The organism is Bradyrhizobium sp. CCBAU 051011 (assembly GCF_009930815.1).
Taxonomy (GTDB): domain Bacteria; phylum Pseudomonadota; class Alphaproteobacteria; order Rhizobiales; family Xanthobacteraceae; genus Bradyrhizobium.
Map to the genome: position 1 here is coordinate 1,535,688 of NZ_CP022222.1, position 22,962 is coordinate 1,558,649.

A 22,962-nucleotide genomic window follows, 5' to 3' on the forward strand; every position below is an offset into this window, starting at 1 on the left:
GGCAGAGCGGACGTGCTCTGCCCGGCCCTGAACCGCCGCTTTGTGCCAGTATGCGACATCAGCCTTAGTGGGCATCCCATCTGATCTGTCGTACAATCGCATCTAGGTTGGATCGTGGGCCATGGTGCAGGAGCGGCCAGTCCGGGTCGAGCGGAGGTTGTCGGCGATATTGGCCGCTGACGTAGCTGGCTACTCGCGGTTGATGCACAATGACGAGGAGGCGACCCATGCCAAATTGGCCGCGCTCCTAACCGACGCCGTCGCCCCGGCAATTGCCGAACATGGCGGCCGTGTCGTGAAGAACACCGGCGACGGGTTCTTGGCGGAGTTTCCGAGCGCGGTCGAAGCCATCCGAGCTGCGGTGCAGTTCCAAGCGCGTGTTAGCGAGCTTACAACCGGTGACGTGGAAGAGAGACGCATTGTATTCCGCGTGGGCGTCAATATCGGTGACGTAATCGTTGAACCCCACGACATCTTCGGCGACGGAGTTAACATTGCTGCGCGGCTTGAAAGCATCGCAGAACCGGGCGGCATCTGCATCTCGTCTGCTGCCTACGATCAAGTCCGAGGCAAGGTCGGCCTTGAGTTCGCCGATCTGGGTCAGCAGAACCTCAAGAATATCGACGACCCGGTGCGGGCCTATGCCGTTGGCCTGAACGCGAAAACCGACCGAGCTGCTTCGCTGCCATCATCAACTCCCCGCTTGTCCATCGTTGTTTTGCCGTTCGCAAACATCGGAGGCAATCCCGAGCAAGACTACTTCGTCGATGGCGTGACCGAGAGCCTGACCACCGACTTGTCGCGGATCAATGGCGCGTTCGTGATTGCGCGCAACACCGCGTTCACCTTCAAAGGCAAGGCAGTCGACGTAGTGAGGCTCGGACGTGAGTTGAACGTCCGCTACGTGCTCGAAGGGTCGGTGCAACGTGGTGGCAACCTCCTTCGGGTCAACGTGCAGCTGGTCGATGCCGAAACCGGCAACCACCTCTGGGCGGAGCGTTTTGACAAGCCCGTTGCCGACCTCTTTGACATGCAGGACGAAATCGTATCGAGGCTCGCCAACTCGTTAAATGCCGAACTCGTTGCCGCCGAGGCCCGGCGAGCGGAGCGTTCACCGCATCCAGACGCGATGGACTTGGTGTTCCGAGGTAGGGCTTGGTTTAACAAGGGGCTGACCCCCGATTACATGGTACAAGCGCGCGGCTTTTTCGAGCAGGCCATGGCGCTCGATCCGGAGAATGTCGAGGTCATGGTCGGTTTGGCGCGGGTCGATGCCGTACTCGGAGGTGCCCTTATGACCGACGATTATTCAGCGCGGTTCACCTCGGCCGAGGCGACTTTAACCAAAGCGCTATCGCTCGCGCCGAACCACGCCTTGGCACACGTGTATCTGGGCCTCGTGCAAATATTTACGAAACGCGTGGCTCAAGGCATCGCTCAATGCGAGCGGGCACTGGCGCGGGATCGCAATTTGGCCGGCGCTCACGCTCTCATCGGTCTCGCCAAGTTTTTACTTGGTCGAGGCGCAGAAACCGAAGCTCACATCAACGAGGCATTCCGCCTTTCTCCACGCGACACCCTTGCCGATCGATGGATGGCATGGGTCGGCATGGCCAAGGCTCAGCTCGGTGCCGATGCCGAAGCAGTCCTCTGGATGCGCCTAGGCCTTGACGCAAACCGAAATTATTCCGCCGCGCATTTCCTTCTCGCGGCTGTGCTAGCGCGGCTCGGGGAGCTGGACGAAGCGCGGGCCGCGGTGCAAGCGGGACTTGCGCTCGATCCAAGCTTCACCATTCGTCGCTTTCGTGATGCCACCCATGCACGGAGCGACAATCCGACCTTCCTTGCCTGGAGCGACCGCGCGATTGAGGGCATGCGGTTGGCCGGGGTGCCTGAGGGCTGATGTCCGAGTTGGGTCAAACCGAGAAGTCGGGGCGTTCAATCGGCAGGTCGGCTTTACCCCCCACTCCGGACATCGCCTTGCACCGCGCAAACTGACGCTTTGTGCCAAACGGCGACATTGCCCGCCAGCTCGCATCGTTGCTGCTGGCTACGGCTGCAGCCCGTCGAGATTAATCAATCAGACAAGGTGATTTTTCATCGGCTAGGTAGACTGCTTCGCAAGTCCGATATCCGGCAGGACCAGCTTCGACGGTTCGGCGTTTGACTTAGTCAGCTGATTCCTCATGCGCGCTTCGAAGGCATCGAGCCGCAAAGCGAAGGTCGCCAACTCAAGCTTGAGATTATTCACTTCTTGCGCTCGCTGGTCGTCCCGCTTATTCATGACGAATGCCTCTTGTCTCTCGTACGATTTACAATCCACCGTGCATTGGGTGAGTGCTCGGCTTGCACCACCAGTGTCCGTAGGTGCTGTACTTGCTGATAGGCTCGTTCAATGTTGATTGGTGGTACGCATGTTGAGAGCGCTACAAATGATTTGCTCGTGGCTGGTCGCTCCGGGAACAACGAGATGCGGGCAAATGTGTCAGGTCTTTTGAACATCCGCTTCCTCCAGAAGTGCCGCAATTCTCAACCTATTCGGGTCGCGTTCACCCTTCGCTGCCGCAGCGAGGATACGCGAAGCCAACTTTGCCTTCATGGCAGATGTGCGCTCGGCCTTAGGCAGGATGATTGACGCCTCATCTAGTACGGATCTCATCAGCTTGATCTCGTCGGGCTTAAACCTCGTTCTGAGTGGAAGCACTCGTCTCCTCCTCCGCATCACATGGTCACAACACTAATCGTCCTAATAATCGTATAGGCGGGTCCCCTCGAAGGTCTGAGTGCGCTACTCTATTTAAGCTTCCTGTGCCCCGGTTCCTTAATGTAGATCATTGCGGCTTGAGAATGTTATTTTTGGGCAGCGGTTCTTTCGCCTTCTCATCCGCCAGCAGCTTAAGGAGTACTTCGCGCTCCGCGTCCGTCTGCGGTTCAGCGAGACGTTTCTTGAACAGCGCGAGGTTCTCCTTGTGAATGAATTTCTCCATGGACTGACCTCCCTGATTAAAGCTCAGGACTAGTGTTTGGGGTTGGGGTAAACGCGCGCAACCAATGCGCGCAACGCCTCCGATTTCATGGGGTCTTCCGAACTTCCCACCATCTGGACCATGTGCAGTGCCTTCGGGCATCCCTTGCACCCGGGGAAATCAAACAGGCAGAACTCATGCCCTGAAGGCGCGTCTACTGCCGTCATTTCGAAGCGGCACATCAACTGGATAGGCTCTTGGCTGCGCTGAACTTGGCTGCATTGAGTTTGGGGCATGGTGCTCTCCCTGGTTCAGCCGGGAACGCGACACTCCAGGCCAATGCGTTCGATAAGGTAAGGCTATGAAACTCGCCTGAATACCAAAGGCGAGTCTGGTACCCGACAAAAATCGCGAAAATAGTTGGACCACCAGCGCGACTACCGTCAACCAAGCAGACGGCCCGGTATGACCGCGACCTGATCCCGCTCGACGGGCGCGTAAGCGCCGGGCGAGCCCGGCTGGCAGCGCAGGAGCCTCCATCGGGCCGGAACGTTCAAGCTGGTGAGGGGTTAGAATCTGAGAGCTATAGTTGGAGCCTCGCGATGCCCCGCTATTCTTTTCATTTGAATAGGAACGATAAAGCGGCCCTCGATATCGCCGGCTTGACCTTCCTGGATCACCAAGCCGCATGGGAAGAAGCAACGATGGCTTGCGGTGAAATGATCCGTACAATCGATGGTCATTTGCAGCCGGGCGCTGGCTGGCGGATGGAGGTTACCGACGAAGCGGGCAAGCTCATTTACCGCCTGCGCTTCATAGCGGAATCATTTGAGTAAGGCTTCGTCCGGTATCGGACCACTTATAGGTATGATATATAATTGCCGCCTTCACATTGGCGTCAGCCAGTAATTGACGGATGTATTGCGTGCGATCAATTCCAGCCCGTCCCCTGGACAACAAACTTCTGTCAGCTTTGCCGCGTGCTCAATACAGTCTGTTGGCACCGCACCTTGTGACCGTCTCGCTTGCGTCAGGAGCTGTGCTTTTTGAACCTGGCGATGAGGTGGACCACGTTTACTTTCCCCATTCGGGAATGTTGTCATTGCTTGCCGTAATGCGCGACGGGAAAGCAGTTGAAACCGCGACGGTAGGCCGTGAAGGCGTCGTCGGTGCAATGGCTGGGCTGAGGCCGCATAAGTCGTTTGTTCGCGTCGTTGTGCAGATGCCGACGCGTGTAAGCAAGATCGCTTCGCACAGGTTTAGGACTGTGGTCGCGACAAGCGAACAACTGCGAAATCTCTGCATCGAATATAATGAAGTGTTGTTATCACAAGCACGCGTGATCGCAGCGTGCAATGCGCTCCACTCGGTAGAAGCCCGACTTTGCCGATGGTTGCTGGAATCAGCAGACAGAGCAAACAGCGATAGGCTTGCGCTTACCCAAGAATTTCTGGCAGAAATGCTTGGCGTACGACGGACGTCGGTGACCGCAGTCGCCAAGACACTTCATAATCAGGGAGTTTTAGATTACTCCCACGGCGTGATTCACATACTGGATCGCCATCAGCTAGAGCAGACGTCGTGTGAGTGTTATCAAACGCTTTTAGACCAATCTGCGAAGCTCCAAAGCACTTAGCCAAGTCTGAGCTGGTGCCTTTTACTGCAATGCATCCAAACGTCGGCAAAAACGCAAAGCAGAATGGCGCTTTTGTTTAAGCGTGTTTGATCCATCGCAATGGCATGCTCTCAGGGTAGCGATATTGTCCTCAATTATGTACGAGGTTGTCATCATCCAGCGCGGCCTGACCCATTGGAAGTGGCAAGTGTGCAATAGTGACGGAGTGGAGATGTTGCGTGGCCGAGAAAAGACTCGCGCTGAGGCCAGATATCAGGGCAACCGAGCTTTATTCAGCCTGTTGGTCGGCGGCTGGAAACCCATGACCCCCAAACGCCAATAGAGAACAGCTGCCCGGCGTTAATGCCCCACGGTCCCGTTTAGATTGCCGTGCGGGCTGGCCCGATGTCCGAGATGGGTCCATTCGCGTCGGTTTGGCCGACCCGCGGCGACTTCCGGTCTACCCCGGTGAACAGACATCCTCAGGATGGGCGGGCATGTCTCAAAGGTGCCATTTTCGGAAGTGCCGCTCAAGTCGAACTCCGATACTCAGAGTAGGGCATGATTGGCGCGGGCATTGCCCTCCTAATGCGGCTTGCCGAGCACTGCTGCGAATGGCACGTCAAAGATTTGATCGCCGTCATTATCGGTAACGTGAAGGACCCAGCCGCGCCAATCTTCCGCGCTCGCCGTCATGATGAGCGACCGCACGACACGATCTGCGTACTCGCATGCTTCGAGCAAGTCGTCCACGGCAGTGCCGCTTCGATCAATCAACATGCCGCGTGCATTGGAGTAATGGAAATAGACGTCCGTCATGCTCCGACTCCGATGTTAGCCAAGGGCATGGTCACTGATAGCAGGAGAAGAACCATCAGTAACTTCGTGTCGATACCCTAAGGGGCCATACGGAGGAAGCAGGGGGAGGCTGCTCAATTGCATCCCCAGCTGCGTAAAGCCGCCCGACCCACGCTATCATCCGTAAATTTCCTTAAGGCACCGACCGGAATTTCGAAAGCAGGCGTCGTGCGATATAAGAAGAGCATCACGCCGTTGATCGCGCCTACCAGTGACTTACTTCAGGAGGCCAGCATGATCTCGACGCTTTCAAGTGCTCTCAGCATGCAGAGCAGCTCACACACTGACACGGATCGTCCGTCCTCGAAGAAGCGATTCGTCAATTTTGACCTCGATAGATCTCGCGCAGCTCGTCACCGTTATCTGGTTCTTTCAAGCGCCAGAAAGATGGCTGCATTGTTTCACCACGATATTAAAGATCGCCAGAACCTCCACTAGGAAGCGCCGCGATCCGCCCTCTCAGGCTGGCCGCCCACGCGCGTCCTTGAGCAAACGAGTTTGCGGCCGAGCTTGTCTGCCTCTGCGTTGGTTCGTGGGACGTCCATTATCGGCCATTCCGTTGGTGGAGCCTTCTCAGTGAGTAGCACTGCACTCCTGCTTGCCACATCCGTTGCCGTCACGGCATTGGTCAGTGTCGCGTTCTTACTTTATAAGAACGAGCTTGGCCGCGCGTGCGATGCCGCTGGCCGAGGCAGTCTGGTCGCCAACACTGACGCGGGGCCGATCGAATATGCCCAAAAGGGTGGTGCCGGCATTCCGCTAATATCAATCCATGGCGCCGGCGGCGGCTTTGATCAGGGTCTCGCCAACGCGGCTGAACTTGTCGATGAAGGCTTTCGGATCATCTCACCGTCCCGTTTCGGGTATCTCCGCACGCCTGTTCCACGGGACGCCTCTCCCGCGGCGCAAGCTGATGCGCATGCAGCGCTTCTCTCCCACCTGAATATTTCCCATGCTATCGTGCTCGGTGTTTCGGCCGGAGCCCGCTCTGCAGTCGAGTTGGCCCTCCGGCACCCGAATAGAGTAACCGCGCTTGTCCTGATCAGTCCCGGCACTTTTTCACCGACTAGTCCCGTCTCGGTGGATGCAAGCCGCGGCAGTAAGTTTACACTTTGGTTAGTTAATCACGGCGCTGATTTCGCCTGGTGGACCCTCGAAAAGATCGCACCATCGGTGCTAATCCGATTTGTTGGTGTTCGGCCCGAATTGGTCTCCGCTTCGCCCAAGGTAGAACAAGATCGCGTGATGAACGTTGTGAGGGCCATTGAGCCCTTGTCGCTGCGCTTCTCCGGTATCAATATTGATAGCAGTCCCGACTTGCGAGAATTGCCGTTGGGAAAAATTGCCGCGCCGACGCTGATCATCTCCGCGCGGGACGATGGGTTCAACACGTTGCCGGCGGCGGATTTCGCCGCGAGCAAGATCCGGAACGCGAAGCTGATAATCTACGACACCGGCGGGCATCTTTTGGTGGGGCACCAAGAGGCGGTTCGAACAGCAGTTCGCAGCTTTCTCGCCGCTGCGGGCTCGGCCGCCTATGATCTGCAGCCGAAGTCCGATTAGGGTCTTGGCCGTGTAAAAACGCCGTTCCCCGGGGAGTCGGTGAGAAGCTAGGAACCGCGCCTGTCTCAGGGCGCGATCGCAGCGATCAGCGGCTTGGTCCCGACGATGTTCATGACCCGTGTCAGATTATAGGCCAAGACCGAGAGAGCCATCTCGGCAGCTACTTTTGGAAGCGTTTTGGTGAGGAAGTGTGTCGCTCCCTTGCGGGCCTTCATCGTGCCGAACGGATGCTCGACTGTCTCGCGACGCCGGCGCATGGCTTGTGGGTTTGAATCAAGGCGCTGCTGCACAGCCTCGAGCAGATGCTCATGCTCCCATCGCGTAATCCGCCGCTCTGGCCCGGTCGTGCATTGCGATTTGAGCAAACAATTTTGACAGGCTGTGGTCCAGTAACGCCGTAGCATCTTGCCGTCTTCTTCGTTCGTATAGCGATACGGCAATCGCTCCCCGGCTGGACAGCGATAGGCGTCCTCCTCTGGCAAATACGCAAAGTCCTGCTTACCGAAGCGTCCCTCCGATTTGGCGCCTGACGTCTGCGGCTTGGGCAGAGTTACCGTGATGCCGGCCTCGTGGCACGCGAGGATCTCCGGGCTGCTGAAGTAGCCGAGATCGGCCACAGCCTCAAGCGTCTCGGTCTTTAGAACAACCTTCGCCTGCTTGGCCATATTGGCCAGCTGTGCCCGATCTGAGCCGCTGTTCGTTACCTCGTGCGCCACAATCAGATGGTGCTCGGTATCCACGGCGACCTGCACGTTGTAGCCGACGACGCCGGAACCGCGCCCGCTTGTCGCCATCGAACGGCTGTCGGGATCGGTCAGAGAGATTTGCTTGTCGGGCGAAGCAAGCATCTGCTTCTCGTAGACAGCAAGCTTGCCCATTTGCTCCTTCAGCTTCATCAGTTTCTCGGTAAGCCTCGTCACCTTCGCGGCCAGTGCCTCCGTCGGTTCTTGCCGGTCGGCCGTGTCAAGTTGGCTCAGATAGCGCGCGACGCTCTCCTCCAGCTGGGCACGCCGCCGTTCCACCTTCGCCCGCGTGAAGTTCTTGTCCCGATTGTTCACGGCCTTGAATTTGCTGCCATCGATGGCAACGCTCGCCGTCGCGAGGAGGCCCATCTCACGGCAGAGTTCGACGAAACGCGCACATACCTTGCGCAGCGCCAGGCCATTGTCTTTGCGGAAGTCCGCGATCGTCTTGTGATCAGGAGCGAGCCGGCCCAATAGCCACATGACTTCGACATTGCGTCCGGCTTCTCGTTCGAGCCGCCGGCTCGACTGCACCCGGTTCAGATAGCCGTAGATGTAAAGCTTGAGGAGAACCGAGGGGTGGTACGATGGCCGACCAGTCGCCGCCGGTTCCACCCCCAGTCGTCGTCGCTCGGTTGAGGCAGGTGCTCGGCCGCACAACCCCCGCAATTGTGATGACCGGAGATACATCCCTTCGCCATATCGAGGCGCAGAATGTTGCAAATCTCAAAGTCGTTCAGAAGCCGGTTGACCCGGATACCCTGATTGCGCTCATCCAAGCTGTGGCTGACAACTCAGCTGGCTGAAGCGGTAAGTGCAGCGGCTGCTACTTGAAAGATCGTCGCTCGATCCTGGTCTCTTTCCGCCGCGACATCCATCGCTCTCACGTCAACGGCGCGCGGCTCCCGCCGGAATTCCAACCGGAATTTGAAAATTCACAGCACCCTTACATGCTTCTGGACCCAGGCCCCGGCTTGCGGATTGTCGATATCAATGATGCATATGCACGGGCGACTTTTATTAGTCGGAGCGATGTCGTCGGGAAATCATTGTTTGAGGTATTCCCGGATAATCCAGGGGACGAATTCGCCGACGGCGTGAGTAATCTGTTCACCTCCCTACGCATCGTAGCGCAAACTGGCCACGCACATGCCATGTCGGTCCAGCGCTACGACATACGGGACCCTGGCGGTAACTTCATTGAACGTCACTGGCAGCCGATAAATACGCCTATACACGACAGGGATGGGCACCTGATCTTCTTGTTGCATCACGTAGAAGATGTGACAGCCCAGGTGCAGCGTCAATCTGGCCAGCACGGTGGTCGCGACCCGCACCTGCAATCCTAAGACGGCGCAGGTGCAGTTACTTGTTGCCTAGCAATTTTTTGGTGAGTTTATTTACGAAATGGAGCCGCATGCAGGCAGGACATGTCACGGCCTCATACGCATCTGGTTTATCGTTCGACGCGTCGTCGGGCAACCAAACTTGAACGTTTGAGCCAGTTCGCGGGCAGCGGATGGTAACATGAGCCATGGTACATATTGAGAATGGCTTCCAAGGGACTGCTTTGATTTGCCGCAAATCTGGGCGACAGGTTCCCGGTCGGCATTGATGGCTCAATCCGAATTATCCTAGCCAATGATCGAGCCGCGAGGCGGCGGTAGGTCGGCTAAGTGCCACGAACGGACTACGCGACCTTGTGGTCCACCCTAGCGCCTGCAAAGCAGCGGCCAGGGACATCAATTGGCGGCTTACAATCGGTTTTCCATTTCGGATTTGGCGCGATGTGTACTGGCACCCGTAGAGGCCCTTTGCCATTGGCCTCAGGCTCCGCTTGCTTGATCGGCAACCTGTCACTCTTAGCCGTGCGATTCACGATCTGAGGAGCAATTATTGAAACTTTGGTGCGGCTACCCGACTGAAAAGTTGCCTCTGTACCCGACGAGGAAATGTGGTGCACCGCTAGTGAACTGGTAATGCCCACGACATAGGTAAGTGAATGCAACGTAAGTGTCTTGATAAGCATAATGCTACCTCGCCTCAAAGAGGACATTCCGCATTTGCGCTTGTGTCATCTGTACAGGCTTGGTTCGCGACATAGCTGATCTAAATCAAATCCGGGTCAGAGCGCCCGCTAAAACGACTTGTGCGAAGTCGTGAGGACCGGCCAAGGTCGCGGGGTCATTCGCGTGGTTGACTTAGATCAATGATGTCCGTTCAGGGTCTTGGCTGTGTGAAAACGCGAAGACGCTCAATCGCGGTAGAAGAAGTTATTCGTCCAAGACCGCTTTAGTCGCTCAACAGGCAAGCGGATTCAACTTAGAGATCGAACTGAAAAATATCTTTCTTCGTCGCGGTTCGATTTTTGAGTTTTTACACAGCCAGGGTCAAAAGCCGACCTTTGAAGGCGGCCGGCCCACGTCTGCCTTGGCCCCAAGAACGGACATTGAGCGACCGTATCGGCGAACCCATCGCCATTAAATCCCACAACTTCAACGAAGTCGCCAACATCAGCGGTCTCTGCGTAAAAGAATCCGTCTGCACATCGTACCTACGCTCCAACACACCGTGCTGGCATTGTCCGCGCGCAACGGAGCAAAGTCGATGACCGAACAGGCAGCCCAAGATTTTCTTGCTGTCACTACGCACTCAAAAGACGCAAGCGAGACCGCCCGTCCATCCCGGTTCACGCGAAATCTTTATGTACGTTGCCCGGCAGTGCTACCGCCTGCGGTTGAGACAGCAGCACAACGTCAGTGCATGACCTCAAGCGAATACGTGCGCCGAAGTGTGATCGATCGCCTTAAGGCTGACGGGATCGATCCGGCTTTGGGAGTCGCTTGAGATGGGAGGCACCAGCACGCAGCAACAGACCCAATCTTCGACCACGGCACCGCGGGAGGCAGCCCAGCCTGCCCTCACGGGAATCCTGGGCCAAGTCGGCACGAACCTGAACAACACTGGCTTGACCGGTGCGGAGAACAGCGCGCTCGGGACGCTTGAGCAGAACGGCGCGAATGCTACCTCGCAGTACGCTCCGTGGTCGAACTCGCAAGGCGGAAGCGGCTCCGCCGCGATCCTCTCGAACTTCCTGGCGGAGCTACTCCAATTCGAGCGCGGCCCACTGATTGGTGGTGCATCGTTCAGGATTGCAGGCTGCGCTCAATGGAACTGCCCATTGACGCTTCGATGAGCCGCTGCTGCCGGCGCTGGCAACGGCGCGATAACCGGGGATCCTCCGAATGACAAAAGCCGCAAAGAAGCCCGCCGCGTCCAAGATCAAGAAGGCCGCGACTTCGAAAGCCGCGCTCGTCGAAAAATTGTCGCCGACGACTCCACCCGACACGAAGCCGACGGAAAGCGTTGCAAAGTGTCCGGTCCCGCCAGATATGGACGAGACTGTACCGCTGTTAAAGCACTTGGGCGGATCGATACACGATGATTGGAATCAGGCGCTCTGCAATCAGGTTTTGAATGCGGCTAAGTACCCAAAGAACGCCACACCAGAGGACAAGGCAAAGCTATATTTTTCGCACCTCGCGTTCTTGACCGGGGTTAACCCTCAAGACGTGATTGAAGGAATGATGGCTGCCCAACTCTTTGCCTCGCATTCCGCCTCGATGGAATGTTACCGGCGGGCGATGCTGCCCGATCAATCGCTGGAAGGTCGCACAGCCAACTTAGTACAGGCAGCAAAGCTCACCCGCGCGAATGCGTCTGTTGTGGAAGCGCTGACGAAATATCGAAACAAGGGAAAGCAGAGAATCGTCATCGAGCACGTTCACGTCTATCAGGGCGGCCAAGCGGCCTTCATTGCCACCGGCGCCCCCGGGGAGGGGGTGGCAAAAATTAAGGAGGTTCAACCCCATGCTATTGGACATGCGCCTAGCGCCCCGTTGCGGTGCCAAGACCCGAGCAGGCTCGCCCTGCCAGTCGCCAGGAATGGCAAACGGACGTTGCCGGATGCACGGCGGGCCATCGCCGGGAGCGCCTAAAGGTAATCAGAATGCCCTCAAGCATGGCAGGTATTCGACACAGTCGATCCAGCTAAGGCGCGAGATTGCCTCGCTGATCCGTGAGATGAGGGAGGCCGCGGCTGGGCACTAGGCCGACAATTCGGTTTCATCGCGCAGAGTCTACACAGACAGCGGCGTCCTTACCGCTTGTCAACCTTTGCCGAACATGGTGGAAGCACCGCAGGAGCGTATGCACATGAAGAAGCTTTTTACGGTTGGATACGAGGGCAGCAAACCTTCCGACCTATTTGCGAGCCTCCAAGAGAGCGGCGTTTCCCTGCTGATCGATGTTCGTGACGTCCCGATCTCCCGCAAGCCCGGGTTTTCGAAGACCGCCCTCGCCCGAGGATTGGACGAAGCCGGGATCCGGTACTTGCACTTGAAGGGCCTTGGCGATCCAAAGCCGGGCCGGATCGCCGCACGTGAGGGGCGTTTCTCAGACTTCCGGCGGATTTTCGGTGCCCATATGATGACTACTGCGGCGCAGCAGGGCTTGTCTGAAGCGGTCGCCGCCGCCTCAAAATCCATTGCGTGTTTGCTTTGCTTCGAACAGGATCATACCAATTGCCACCGCTGCATCGTCGCTGAGTCGATGGCCAAGCGCGGAAAATTCAGTTTGGTTCATTTGACCGCCGCGCCGCTCATTGCCCGCACCTCGAAGGTTCGAATTTCCTCGGATGACAGGACACCCGCCTACATCGGGTAGCACTGAGGCCGTCGTGATCGTGAAGGCCGCCCCTCAGGTCGGTCGCCGACACGGTGAAACCGTCTGTTGCGCTGGAATCGATCTGTACGGCAATTGGCTACGCCTCTACCCGGTTTCTTTCCGAACCTTAGAGCAGTCGAAGAAATTCGGTCGCTGGGACCGAATCAAGTTCAACTGGCGGCTGCCGAACGATGATAGGCGTTTGGAAAGTCGGCGCGTTGATCAGCAATCCATCGAAATTGTCGGAAAGCTGCGGAAGCCTGAACGCGAGAAGTTTCTCGGTAAGGCGATCGTCACCAGCCTAGTGCGGGAACGGGAAGCCGGGAAAAGCTTTGCCCTGCTCAAGCCCGAGATAATCGCGTTCAAAATCGAGAAAAAGGACACCGACGAGGTCAAGGCTGAAAAGCAAATGTTCGACGCGATCCGCGCCCAGGACGATCTTTTCTCGAAGCAGGTGACGAACAACTACAACCCGTGTCCGTTCAATTGTAAATATCGATATCGCACCGACGATGGCGTCCGCGAAGGCACCTGCCAAGATTGGGAAATTGAGGCGACCTATCACAACTGGTCGCGAGTGTACGGCGAGCAGAGGACGCTCGCGGACATGGAGCGGGTTTTTGGAAAGGAATACCCTGAAAACGGAATGTTGCTGGCGATGGGGACCCATTCGGTGCATCAGGATACATGGCTGATCAACGGCGTGGTGCGCCAAGACGATATTAGCCAAGGCACCCTCTTCTGACCGCTGGCCGGTGTTGAGTTCATCGCCGAGAATGGCGGGGGCGCTGGCGTGAGGATGATGAAGTAAAAGCGCTGATTTTTTATCAGAAGTACCCCCACCCTTTTGGGGCCCCACGGCTCCGACTACGAATTTGCAAAAGGCGGGTTTCGTGCAGGGAAAGTTGAGCAAGTCAAAAGACGAACTTGAGGAATTGGCACTCAAGCGCATCCGAGCTTGGCCGGGATGCCGCGGAGCCGCGAGAATAGCGCTAACCTTGGACGACGACGGCGAGTGGTCATTCGAGGTGTCCGACGCAGGATCAGCGGATGCTGAAAACGTCCGCCGTGCTGCAATCGCGGTTGGCCACACGATGCACGATGAGTTTGATCTGGCGACGGATCACTAAGCCACCGGACAATGCCGAAAAGGCCAATCAAAATCGAGTTATCCAGGAAGGCGACGAGCGCTTTCTGCTGAAGGGGTACGCCGACGGCAGCGAGGAGCGCGTGCCAATCGTGAAGCTCCCAAGGAAACCGCCACGTTATAGGTACCGGACAGTGACCTTAGACAAGAGCAAGAAGAAGGGGTTTTGATTCTTGAAGGTGCCCGCGGGATCTGGCGAGATCGCTTCGTTCCTGGGAAGTACCGCGTTTGCAGGCGATCGGATCAACAATCAGTCCCAGTCCGTGCAGGGAGGGACGTCGTTCGACATGTCGAACGTTGTCCAGGAGTTCCTGCAGCGTTCGAAGCCGTAGCGCCATGAGGTGAGCCAGATACAACGTTCATTCCGGGGTATCACATGAAAGCCGCTGATCCCGGCCGGTGCGCCGCTGGACCATGTTCCTGTTCGGAAAACCTAGCGAGGAGCGGACAATGCGATCAACAACCATCGCGAAGGTGACCCTGGCTGCGACCATTTTTTCGTTGGTCATCACGCCAAAGTCTGCCCGGGCCGACGAAGGAGGTCTCAGCTTCTGGCTGCCGGGCACGTTCGGTAGCCTCGCGGCAACGCCCGGAACACCCGGATGGTCGTGGGCCACGTTTTATATCCACACCGATGTGGCCTCGGCCGCGGGAGCGCAATTCCCACGCGGCGGTCGGGTCGATGTCGGATTGAGCGGCCGAGGTGACCTGGTGGGGTTCGGGCCATGCTGCGGGTTGCGCATCCCATAAAAGCGGAATTTGAATTATCGGCCGATATCGAGAGTTGTGCCTGATTTCAAAGGCCGAATAATTCACCAGAAAATACCCGGAAATTCGAATTTTTCCGCGGCGGATATCAAATCGCCTACTTGCGTCCCCAGTGCGTCCCCATCACGATTTCGTGTCCGCCCCCACAGGCATACTCGGCACCGACCATTGAAATCATTGATGAAAATGGTGCCCAGGGGCGGGATCGAACCACCGACACTGCGATTTTCAGTCGCATGCTCTACCAACTGAGCTACCTGGGCATCTCGAAGGCCCAAAGGCCGCACCGAGCGGGCGGTTTATAGAGAGGTCGGGCGGCCATGTCCACCCGCCTTCGCCTGCGGCTTCGGCGCGGCGGGCCCGGCTGGTGCCCCATCCCCAAGTTATTGGTGGATATCCCTTATTCGGCGTCTTCGGGGTCGGTGGGGCGGCCGGGGATGACGTAGGTGTCGGAGAGCCAGCGGTTCAGGTCAACGTCGCGGCAGCGGCTGGAACAGAACGGCAGTTTGGCAGGGTCGGCCGGCTTGCCGCAGACCGGGCAAGGCTTTGGCGGCGGCTTGGGTCCGCCGGCCTCCTTGGGGCCGTCAACTGGCATTGAGCCAGCCGAACCGGATCGGGAAGCCCTCGCCGCCCATCAGCGTGACCGATTCGTAGAGCGGCAGGCCGACCACGTTGGTGTAGGAGCCGACCATCTTGACCACGAACGAGCCGGCAATGCCCTGCACGGCATAGCCGCCGGCTTTGCCGCGCCATTCGCCGGAGCCGATATAGGCCTGGATGTCGTCCTCGCTGAGCCGCTTGAAACGCACCCTGGTCTCGATCAGGCGCTGGCGGAACGCCTCCTTCGGCGTCACCAGGCAGATCGCGGTGTAGACGCGGTGGTTGCGGCCCGACAACAGCCGCAGGCACTGCGCGGCTTCATCGACCAGATTGGCCTTGGGCAGGATGCGGCGGCCGACCGCGACCACGGTATCGGCGGCGAGGATGAAGGCGCCGCGCAGCTCGTCGTCGAGCTGGACCGATTTCAGCGCCGCGTCGGCCTTGGCACGGGCGAGGCGGTTGGCGCAGGCGCGCGGCAGCTCGCCCCGCTTCGGCGTTTCGTCGACATCGGCCGGGCGTAGCGCGTCGGGCTCGATGCCGGCCTGGTTGAGCAGGCTGAGCCGCCGCGGCGAACCGGAAGCAAGAACGAGTTTGGGACGGCCAAGCATGCTTGATGTGTCGGGATTTTGGGATTCGGATGGACGCGCGCGCGGAACCTATCGGAAGGCACTCCTTTCCACAACCGGGGAACAAGTGATTGTTGCGACTGCGAATCTCTCCGTCGTCCCTGCCTAGTGCGCAATTGCGCACGGGGCGCAGGGACCCATAACCACAGGCGGTTGTCATGGGGATGACAGTGGGTGGCTGGCACTTTCTCGACTTACCCGACCGCAGGGCCGCGATGAGCGCAAGTGCGCTCACGCTCGGGGTTCCTGCTTTCGCAGGAACGACGGAAAGAGCTTTACCCGCTCGCGGCCCCGACCTTGGCAAAGCGGCGGCGGATGCGCATCAACAGGCCGTCGCAGACCTCACGATAGGCGGCGAGTTTTTGGTCACGGCTGCCCTCGGTGCCGGTCGGGTCCGGCGTCGGCCAGTATTCGACATCGGCGGCCATGGTGCGCGTCAGCTCCAGCGCCTTGTGATGGGCCTCCGGCGACAGCGTGATGATGAGATCGAAATTGAGCCCTTCCCAGTCCTCGAGCTCCTCGAACGTCATCGGCTTGTGGCCGGAAATATCCTGGCCGAGTTCGGCCATCACGGCGACCGCGAACGGATCGAGCTCGCCCTTCCTGGCGCCGGCGGATTTCACGTAGAGCGCCTGCGGGAACATCTGCTTGAGCAGGCTTTCCGCCATCGGCGAACGCACGCTGTTCAGCCCGCATGCGAACAGCACGGCCTGCGGGTTGCGCGCGCCGGGCGCATCCATGCGTTACGAGATCCGGCTGCGCGACATCATGCGTTCATTTTTACGCATGATCTTATCCGAAAACCGCTGCGCACTTTTCGGGATCATGCGTCCTGCCCTTTCCAGTGCAGCACGCAGATCAGCGTGAACAGGCGGCGCGCGGTTTCGAAATCGATTCTTACCTTGCCCTTTAGCCGCTCCTGCAGCGTGCGCGAGCCTTCGTCATGGATGCCGCGGCGGCCCATGTCGATCGCCTCGATCTTGTCGGGCGTAGCTGTCCGGATCGCCTGGTAGTAGCTGTCGCAGATCATGAAATAGTCCTTCACGATTCTGCGGAACGGCGTCAGCGACAACAGATGCGCCACCACGGGCGTGCCGTTCTCGTGGCGGATGTCGAACATCAGGCGGTTGCCGGTAATTGCAATGTGCAGCGTGAACGGCCCCTGCTCCGCGCCATCAGGCGCGAACAAATTCTGCTCGATCAGATCGTAGATCGCGATTGCGCGCTCGTGCTCGATATCGGGACCGGAACGCCCGATCGATTCCTCGTCGAGCGTCACCGCGACGATGCGGTTGTGCTGATCATCGTCTGGTGGCGGTTTGTTCATGGCAAATTGAGGCGCAATCCGACGGAGCGTGAATGGGCATCCAGACCCTCGGCCTTGCCCAAGGTCATCGCGGCGGGCCCCAGCGCGCGCAACTGGTCCGGCCCGCATTTGAGAATCGAGGTGCGCTTCATGAAGTCTAGCACGCCGAGCCCGGACGAAAACCGCGCCGAGCGCGCGGTGGGCAGGACATGGTTGGAGCCGCCGACATAATCGCCGATCGCTTCGGGCGTATGGGGCCCGAGGAAAATCGCGCCGGCATTGCGGACTTTTGCCGACAGCGCTTCGGCATCCGCTGTCATGATTTCCAGATGCTCGGCAGCGATGGCGTTCGCCAGCTCGACCGCCTCGTCGAGCTTTTTCACCATGATGACGGCGCCGAAATCGTTCCACGAGGCCCGCGCGATGTCGCCGCGAGGGAGCGTCGCAAGCTGGGATTCCACCGCGCGCTCGACCTCGGCCGCGAGGGCCGCGCTGTCGGTGATCAGGATCGATTGCGCGCTGGCGTCGTGCTCGGCCTGCGCCAGCAGATCGGCGGCGATCCAGCCGGCGTTACCCGTGTCGTCTGATATGACGAGCACTTCCGAGGGGCCGGCGATCATGTCGATGCCGACCTTGCCGAACACCAGCCGCTTGGCGGCGGCGACATAGGCATTCCCCGGGCCGACGATCTTGGCGACCGGCGCGATCGTCGCCGTGCCATAGGCCAAAGCCGCCACTGCCTGCGCGCCGCCGACGCGATAGATCTCGGAGACGCCGCCGAGATAGGCCGCAGCCAGCACCAGCGGGTTGAGCTTGCCGTCGGGCGAGGGCACCACCATCACCACGCGCGACACGCCGGCGACGCTCGCCGGCACCGCATTCATCAGCACCGAGGACGGATAGGCCGCGGTGCCGCCGGGCACGTAGAGGCCGACCGCATCGACCGCGCTCCAGCGCCAGCCGAGTTCGACGCCCAGCGCATCGGTAAAGCGCTCGTCCTTCGGCAGTTGCCTCCGGTGGAAGGCCTCGATCCGGTCGCGGGCGAATTTCAGCGCTTCGACGGTTTTGGGATCGCAGGCCTTCACCGCGGCATCGATTTCGGCCGCGGTCACGCGCAAGCCGGCGGCGTCGACTTCGAGCCGGTCGAATTTTTTCGTCGCCTCGATCAGGGCGGCGTCGCCGCGCGCGGCCACGTCGTCGACGATGGCCCTGGTGGCGCGCTCGACATCGGCCGAAACCTCGCGTTTGGCGGCGAGGAATTCCTTGAATTTCGGCTCGAAATCGGCGCTGCTGGTATCCAGGCGAACGGGCATGGCGGCTTTCTGGGCGAGATCGAAAGGTCCATGCTCAATGGCGCGGCGGCCAAGGGCCGTCAACCCTGTGGGACCGTCATTCCGGGATGGTCCGCAAGGACCAGACCCGGAATCTCGAGATTCCGGGTTCGCTTCGCGCCCCGGAATGACTTCCCCTCACCTCACCTCTCCGGCCCCAGGGGCGCGATGGCGAGGTCGCTGGTGCCGATATCGTCGGTGCCGAGGTCGGTCAGCTCGCATTCCAGGCATTCGACGTCGAGCCGCAGCGCCCCGCCATGGCTGAACAGCAGCAGCGCGCTGCCGCCCGGAGGCTCGGCGGGGTGGAATTCGATCCCGACCAGTTCCAGCACCGCATCCGGCTGGTCCAGATCGATATTGCGGGACTTGCAGGCCAGGACGCGGTCGAAGCGCAGTGCCGCGATCGAGCGGCGCGGTTCGGTTCCGCCCGACAGTGTCTGCTCCCAGTCCAGCCGGTTCATGCCGACCACCAGCCGCTTTTCATCCTGCCGCCAGACGATGTCGGCTGCGAGGACGCGGGCGTCCTGCACATGGGCGGAGATCACCGCGAGATCGTCGGCGTCGAGCGCAATCAGTTTGAGCAGGTCCGCCGGCATTCCCAAAAAGTCCTTCGCTGATGTTTGGACATGATCTCTTTCGGAAAACCGGTTCCCACTTTTCCGGATCATGCTCTAGTCGCTGATGCGCTCGATCGACGCGCCGCAGGCCGAGAGTTTTTCCTCCAGCCGCTCAAAACCGCGGTCGAGGTGATAGATCCGGTTGACCATGGTTTCACCCTCGGCGGCAAGGCCCGCGATGACCAGCGAGACCGACGCCCGCAGATCGGTGGCCATCACAGGCGCGCCGCGCAATTTGGCCGTGCCGTCGATGGTCGCGGTCTCGCCATCCAGCGATATACGCGCACCGAACCGCGCCAGTTCCTGCACATGCATGAAACGATTCTCAAAGATGGTCTCAGTGATCTGCGAGGAACCGCCGGCGCAAGCCATCAACGCCATCAATTGCGCCTGCAGATCGGTCGGAAAGCCCGGGAACGGCGCGGTCGATACCGTCACCGGGCGGATGCCGGCGCCATTACGCGCGACCCGGATACCGTCATTGTTGACGGTGATAACGGCGCCGGCCTGCGTCAGCACATCGAGCGCCGACTGCAATAGTTCAGGACGGGCACCGGAAAGCTGCACGTCGCCGCCGGTCATGGCGACCGCCATCGCATAGGTACCGGCCTCGATCCGGTCGGGCAGCACGGTATGCCGCGCGCCGTGCAGCTTTTCGACGCCCTCGACCACGATCCGCGGCGTGCCGGCGCCGTTGATGCGCGCGCCCATCTTGTTCAGGCAGTCGGCGACGTCTGTGATTTCCGGCTCGCAGGCGGCGTTGGTGATGATTGTGGTGCCCTTGGCGAGCGTCGCCGCCATCAGCGCCACATGCGTTCCGCTCACCGTCACCTTGGGAAAATCGATCGCAGCGCCGCGCAGGCCGCCCGGCGCCTTCGCCACCACATAGCCACCGTCGATGGTGAGCTCGGCGCCGAGCTTTTCCAGCGCCATGATTAGGAGATCGACCGGGCGCGTGCCGATGGCGCAGCCGCCCGGCAGCGAGACTTTCGCCTCATGCATCCGCGCCACGAGCGGCGCGATCACCCAGAAGCTGGCGCGCATCCGTGACACCAATTCATAGGGCGCCGTGGTGTCGATGATATTGGCGGCCGAGATGTGCAGGGTCTGGCCCTGATAGGCGTGGTCGCCCGGCCGCTTGCCGGCCGACATGATGTCGACGCCGTGGTTCCCGAGGATGCGCTGCAGTTGCGCGACATCGGCCAGCCGCGGCACGTTGTCGAGAATGAGGGTTTCCTCGGTGAGCAGGCCTGCGATCATCAGCGGCAGGGCGGCGTTCTTGGCGCCCGAGATCGCAATGGTGCCGTTGAGCTTGCTGCCGCCGACGATACGAATGCGGTCCATGCCATCCCCCTTTCGACGCACAAATTGTGAGCGCGTGCGTCCACGGCAGAAGCGGCGATCTTTGCGGCGATTTGATGGGGTGGGCTCGAAGCCAACGGCAGTCGTTCCGGGGCGCTCACGACGTGAGCGAACTATGGGGCGCGCCCCTCCCTTGCGCCCCTGAGAACCTCGAGATTCCGGATTCAGCCCTGTGGGCTGCTGCGGAATGACATCCAGCTAAATCGAATTAATATCCGCGCTCTCCAGGATCGGCTTCGGATAGCCGTCGCGCGCCACCTTGATCATGGCGCGGCCGAGCTGCTCGCTGGTTGTCATGTGGTTCGGCGTGGCTCGCACCATCCAGGACAGCAAGGGCGCGGTGACGGCATAGACTGCATTCACCCACGCCGTCTTCGACCTGACGCCATGCAGCGGCTGGATGCCGGACGGCCGGAACATGTAGGCCGCCTTGAACGGCAGCTTGAGCAGATCGTTCTCGGTCTTGCCCTTGACCCGCGCCCATCGGAGCGGGCCCTGCTCGGTTGAATCAGTGCCCTTGCCGGTGACGTAGGTGAACACCATGCCGGGGTTAAGCCGCGCCAGCGTGGTCGCCGCCGCCATGGTGACGTCGTAGGTCAGATGCCGGTAGCGCTCGGCATCCATGCCGATCGAGGAGACGCCGAGGCAGAAGAAGCAGGCGTCGTATCCGGTAAGCTCGGATTCGATCTTCGAGAAATCCGTGAAATCTTCGTGCAGGATTTCACGCAGCTTGGCGTGCTGCACCCCGGCCGGGCTGCGTGAGACCGCCAACACGCTTTCAACGTTGGAATCGACCAGGCATTCGCGCAGAACGCCCTGCCCGACCATGCCGGTGGCGCCGAACAGGATCGCTTTCATGTTGGGCTGAGCTCCGCTCATCCCTTGATGAACGCGAGCAGATCGGCGTTGATGGTCGGAGCTTCGGTGGTCGGCATGCCGTGCGGAAAGCCCTTGTAGGTCTTCAGCGTGCCGTTCTTCAGAAGCTTTGCCGACAACGGTGCGGAGTCCTCATAAGGCACGATCTGGTCGTCGTCGCCATGCATCACCAGCACCGGCACGGTGATCTTCTTGAGGTCCTCGGTGAAATCGGTCTGCGAGAAGGCGACGATGCCGTCGTAATGCGCTTTCGCGCCGCCCATCATGCCCTGACGCCACCAGTTCTGGATCACCGCCTCCGACGGCTTGGCGCCCGGCCGGTTATAGCCATAGAACGGACCTGCCGCGATGTCGCGATAGAATTGCGAGCGATTGGCCGCCACCTGCGCCTGGAAATCGTCGAACACCTGTTTGGGCAGGCCGCCGGGATTGGCCGCCGTCTGCACCATCAAGGGCGGCACCGCGGCGATGATCGCAGCCTTCGCCACCCGGCTCTCGCCATGGCGGGCGATGTAATGCACCACCTCGCCGCCGCCGGTGGAATGGCCGACGTGAACGGCACCCTTGAGATCGAGATGCGCCGTCAGCGCCGCGAGGTCGTCGGCATAATGGTCCATGTCGTGGCCGTCGGCGACCTGGCTGGAGCGGCCATGGCCGCGGCGGTCATGGGCGATGACGCGAAAACCGTTGTTCAGGAAGAACAGCATCTGCGCGTCCCAGTCGTCGGCCGACAGCGGCCAGCCATGGCTGAACACGATCGGCTGGCCCTTGCCCCAATCCTTGTAGAAGATCTCGACGCCGTCTTTGGTTGATATGGTGGGCATTACGAATTCTCCTCTTGTGATGCGGTCATTCCGGGACACGCGTTATCGCGCGGATGCGAAATCCGGATGAGATGGAGATTCCAGGTTCGCGCTGACGCGCGCCCCGGAATGACGAAATCGGGTCAGACGTAGGCCGGCGCCGGGCGGAATCGCCTGAGCACACCTGTTATCACGACGACGAAGAACACCAGCACGATGCCCTGGACGACGGCGAACGGCGGCTCGGCCGGCGGCACGCTCGGCGCCAGCGCGTGCAGCGCCGGCACTTTCAGGAACGACTGGATCACCAGCACGAAGACGTTGAGATAGAGCGAGACCAACGCGGTCAGCGCGTAGATCCAGCGCCAGGCGCCGCTAAGCTTCATGACGTAAAGCGCAAAACAGGCGATCGCCAGCAGCACCAGCGAGACAATGCCGAACATATGCGACGGCAGCAGCTTCTCGGACAGCAGCGGCGGAATCAGAAATCCTGAAACGCTGGTGAGGATCGTGAACAGAAGAAAGATCGCGGTCAGGCCCGGCATCCGCTTCGAGCCGAGCATCCCGAACATCACGACAAGGCCCGCAACGATTGCGATCAGGCTGATGATCACATGCACCAGAACGAATGTCGCCAAGCTCATACCTAAAATCATGTGGGCCCCCGTTTTGAAATCTTCTAGAGGTTACGATGCGTCAGCAAAAATTTCCACACGCATCGCGTGCAGCGTCGTCAGGGCAGGCATGTGCGTGAATAAAGGACGCATCAACGAAAGTAGTATGATGCACGAAATCTTTGCACCGCTGTCATAAACCGGGCAGCGCCAGCGCTGAAGAGTTAGATCTAGAGTGTACTCATGAATTCGGGGATGGCGCGGCCGGCCTCCTATCGGCTCTTACGCCCAAGCGACATCAGTCAGACGCGCGTTAGCATGTCCGCCGGGGGCCAGATGCGGTAGTCGGTTGGCTCTGGTAGAGTTGACTCCTGCCGCCGTCATCGCGGACGCTCCAAGTGCCCGAGGGATTTTCGGATGGGGGAAGCGAAACGAACGTCGT

The 22,962-nt window shown here is 59.8% G+C and carries 25 protein-coding genes, 1 tRNA gene and 2 pseudogenes; 12 read left to right on the top strand and 16 right to left on the bottom strand.

Annotated elements, in window-relative coordinates; all coding sequences use genetic code 11:
• The first annotated feature begins 121 nt into the window (after window positions 1-121).
• Window positions 122-1,903: an adenylate/guanylate cyclase domain-containing protein gene (locus tag ACH79_RS07295; protein WP_161850410.1), complete on the top strand. Its 1,782-nt coding sequence runs from the start codon at window positions 122-124 to the stop codon at window positions 1,901-1,903.
• Window positions 1,904-2,104: 201 nt separating this feature from the next.
• Here ACH79_RS07295 and ACH79_RS07300 read toward each other — a convergent pair whose 3' ends face one another.
• The 3 genes from ACH79_RS07300 to ACH79_RS07310 form a co-directional block, all read right to left on the bottom strand.
• Window positions 2,105-2,284 (bottom strand): hypothetical protein, encoded by a 180-nt coding sequence (locus ACH79_RS07300; protein WP_161850411.1) that lies wholly within the window; start codon window positions 2,282-2,284, stop codon window positions 2,105-2,107.
• A 547-nt stretch (window positions 2,285-2,831) separates the two neighbouring features.
• On the bottom strand, window positions 2,832-2,987 hold the full coding sequence (locus tag ACH79_RS42895) for a hypothetical protein (protein WP_202639192.1): 156 nt from the start codon (window positions 2,985-2,987) through the stop codon (window positions 2,832-2,834).
• 29 nt (window positions 2,988-3,016) lie between these two features.
• Entirely contained in the window at window positions 3,017-3,262 is a 246-nt protein-coding gene (locus ACH79_RS07310; protein WP_161850413.1) for a hypothetical protein, read from the bottom strand.
• A 306-nt stretch (window positions 3,263-3,568) separates the two neighbouring features.
• Here ACH79_RS07310 and ACH79_RS07315 point away from each other — a divergent pair, with 306 nt between their 5' ends.
• Together ACH79_RS07315 and ACH79_RS07320 are read left to right on the top strand one after the other, a co-directional pair.
• A complete protein-coding gene (locus ACH79_RS07315) occupies window positions 3,569-3,802 on the top strand; it encodes a hypothetical protein (RefSeq protein ID WP_161850414.1) in 234 nt (77 codons plus the stop codon).
• An 89-nt stretch (window positions 3,803-3,891) separates the two neighbouring features.
• Complete coding sequence (locus tag ACH79_RS07320; RefSeq protein WP_202639193.1) at window positions 3,892-4,602, top strand: Crp/Fnr family transcriptional regulator; 711 nt, start codon at window positions 3,892-3,894, stop codon at window positions 4,600-4,602.
• A gap of 564 nt (window positions 4,603-5,166) precedes the next feature.
• Here ACH79_RS07320 and ACH79_RS07325 read toward each other — a convergent pair.
• Entirely contained in the window at window positions 5,167-5,400 is a 234-nt protein-coding gene (locus ACH79_RS07325) for a hypothetical protein (protein WP_161850416.1), read from the bottom strand.
• Between the two features lie 615 nt (window positions 5,401-6,015).
• Here ACH79_RS07325 and ACH79_RS07330 point away from each other — a divergent pair.
• On the top strand, window positions 6,016-7,002 hold the full coding sequence (locus ACH79_RS07330; RefSeq protein WP_161850417.1) for an alpha/beta fold hydrolase: 987 nt from the start codon (window positions 6,016-6,018) through the stop codon (window positions 7,000-7,002).
• 65 nt (window positions 7,003-7,067) lie between these two features.
• Here ACH79_RS07330 and ACH79_RS07335 read toward each other — a convergent pair.
• Window positions 7,068-8,363, bottom strand: a pseudogene (locus tag ACH79_RS07335) (IS1182 family transposase); the annotation flags it as partial.
• 212 nt (window positions 8,364-8,575) lie between these two features.
• On the opposite strand from ACH79_RS07335, the gene ACH79_RS07340 reads away from it, so the two are divergent.
• The 8 genes and pseudogenes from ACH79_RS07340 to ACH79_RS07370 all read left to right on the top strand — a co-directional run bounded on the left by ACH79_RS07340 (window position 8,576) and on the right by ACH79_RS07370 (window position 14,367).
• Entirely contained in the window at window positions 8,576-9,094 is a 519-nt protein-coding gene (locus ACH79_RS07340; protein WP_161850418.1) for a PAS domain-containing protein, read from the top strand.
• 1,499 nt (window positions 9,095-10,593) lie between these two features.
• Complete coding sequence (locus ACH79_RS07345; protein WP_161850419.1) at window positions 10,594-10,941, top strand: hypothetical protein; 348 nt, start codon at window positions 10,594-10,596, stop codon at window positions 10,939-10,941.
• A gap of 49 nt (window positions 10,942-10,990) precedes the next feature.
• Window positions 10,991-11,743, top strand: coding sequence for a hypothetical protein (locus ACH79_RS07350; RefSeq protein WP_202639195.1), 753 nt, complete (start codon window positions 10,991-10,993; stop codon window positions 11,741-11,743).
• Window positions 11,688-11,855: pseudogene (locus ACH79_RS44940) on the top strand (hypothetical protein); the annotation flags it as partial. The gene ACH79_RS07350 and the pseudogene ACH79_RS44940, both read left to right, overlap by 56 nt.
• Window positions 11,856-11,960: 105 nt before the next feature.
• Entirely contained in the window at window positions 11,961-12,470 is a 510-nt protein-coding gene (locus ACH79_RS07355; protein WP_161850420.1) for a DUF488 family protein, read from the top strand.
• Between the two features lie 13 nt (window positions 12,471-12,483).
• Entirely contained in the window at window positions 12,484-13,215 is a 732-nt protein-coding gene (locus ACH79_RS07360) for a hypothetical protein (protein WP_161850421.1), read from the top strand.
• 305 nt (window positions 13,216-13,520) lie between these two features.
• Complete coding sequence (locus tag ACH79_RS07365) at window positions 13,521-13,787, top strand: hypothetical protein (protein ID WP_161850422.1); 267 nt, start codon at window positions 13,521-13,523, stop codon at window positions 13,785-13,787.
• 280 nt (window positions 13,788-14,067) lie between these two features.
• Window positions 14,068-14,367 carry a hypothetical protein gene (locus tag ACH79_RS07370; protein ID WP_202639196.1) on the top strand — a complete coding sequence of 100 codons (300 nt, stop codon included), beginning with the start codon at window positions 14,068-14,070 and terminating at the stop codon, window positions 14,365-14,367.
• A 205-nt stretch (window positions 14,368-14,572) separates the two neighbouring features.
• Here ACH79_RS07370 and ACH79_RS07375 read toward each other — a convergent pair.
• From ACH79_RS07375 to ACH79_RS07425, 11 genes are all read right to left on the bottom strand, one after another.
• A tRNA-Phe gene (locus tag ACH79_RS07375) sits at window positions 14,573-14,648 on the bottom strand.
• 137 nt (window positions 14,649-14,785) lie between these two features.
• Entirely contained in the window at window positions 14,786-14,980 is a 195-nt protein-coding gene (gene yacG, locus ACH79_RS07380) for a DNA gyrase inhibitor YacG (RefSeq protein WP_161850423.1), read from the bottom strand.
• On the bottom strand, window positions 14,970-15,593 hold the full coding sequence (locus ACH79_RS07385; RefSeq protein WP_025588490.1) for a Maf-like protein: 624 nt from the start codon (window positions 15,591-15,593) through the stop codon (window positions 14,970-14,972). The genes yacG and ACH79_RS07385 overlap by 11 nt, the downstream gene beginning before the upstream one ends.
• A gap of 293 nt (window positions 15,594-15,886) precedes the next feature.
• Window positions 15,887-16,351 (bottom strand): low molecular weight phosphatase family protein, encoded by a 465-nt coding sequence (locus tag ACH79_RS07390; RefSeq protein ID WP_161850424.1) that lies wholly within the window; start codon window positions 16,349-16,351, stop codon window positions 15,887-15,889.
• Between the two features lie 83 nt (window positions 16,352-16,434).
• On the bottom strand, window positions 16,435-16,938 hold the full coding sequence (locus tag ACH79_RS07395) for a UPF0262 family protein (RefSeq protein WP_161850425.1): 504 nt from the start codon (window positions 16,936-16,938) through the stop codon (window positions 16,435-16,437).
• Window positions 16,935-18,230, bottom strand: coding sequence for a histidinol dehydrogenase (gene hisD, locus ACH79_RS07400; protein ID WP_161850426.1), 1,296 nt, complete (start codon window positions 18,228-18,230; stop codon window positions 16,935-16,937). The genes ACH79_RS07395 and hisD overlap by 4 nt, the downstream gene beginning before the upstream one ends.
• Window positions 18,231-18,391: 161 nt before the next feature.
• The gene (locus ACH79_RS07405) at window positions 18,392-18,844 is read right to left on the bottom strand and encodes a DUF2948 family protein (protein ID WP_161850427.1); all 453 of its coding nucleotides are present in this window, start codon (window positions 18,842-18,844) and stop codon (window positions 18,392-18,394) included.
• Window positions 18,845-18,919: 75 nt separating this feature from the next.
• Window positions 18,920-20,209 carry a UDP-N-acetylglucosamine 1-carboxyvinyltransferase gene (murA, locus tag ACH79_RS07410; protein WP_161850428.1) on the bottom strand — a complete coding sequence of 430 codons (1,290 nt, stop codon included), beginning with the start codon at window positions 20,207-20,209 and terminating at the stop codon, window positions 18,920-18,922.
• A 216-nt stretch (window positions 20,210-20,425) separates the two neighbouring features.
• On the bottom strand, window positions 20,426-21,085 hold the full coding sequence (locus ACH79_RS07415) for an NAD(P)H-binding protein (protein WP_161850429.1): 660 nt from the start codon (window positions 21,083-21,085) through the stop codon (window positions 20,426-20,428).
• Between the two features lie 17 nt (window positions 21,086-21,102).
• Window positions 21,103-21,927: an alpha/beta fold hydrolase gene (locus ACH79_RS07420; RefSeq protein ID WP_161850430.1), complete on the bottom strand. Its 825-nt coding sequence runs from the start codon at window positions 21,925-21,927 to the stop codon at window positions 21,103-21,105.
• A gap of 122 nt (window positions 21,928-22,049) precedes the next feature.
• Window positions 22,050-22,562, bottom strand: coding sequence for a hypothetical protein (locus ACH79_RS07425; RefSeq protein ID WP_161850431.1), 513 nt, complete (start codon window positions 22,560-22,562; stop codon window positions 22,050-22,052).
• Window positions 22,563-22,962: the final 400 nt, after the last annotated feature.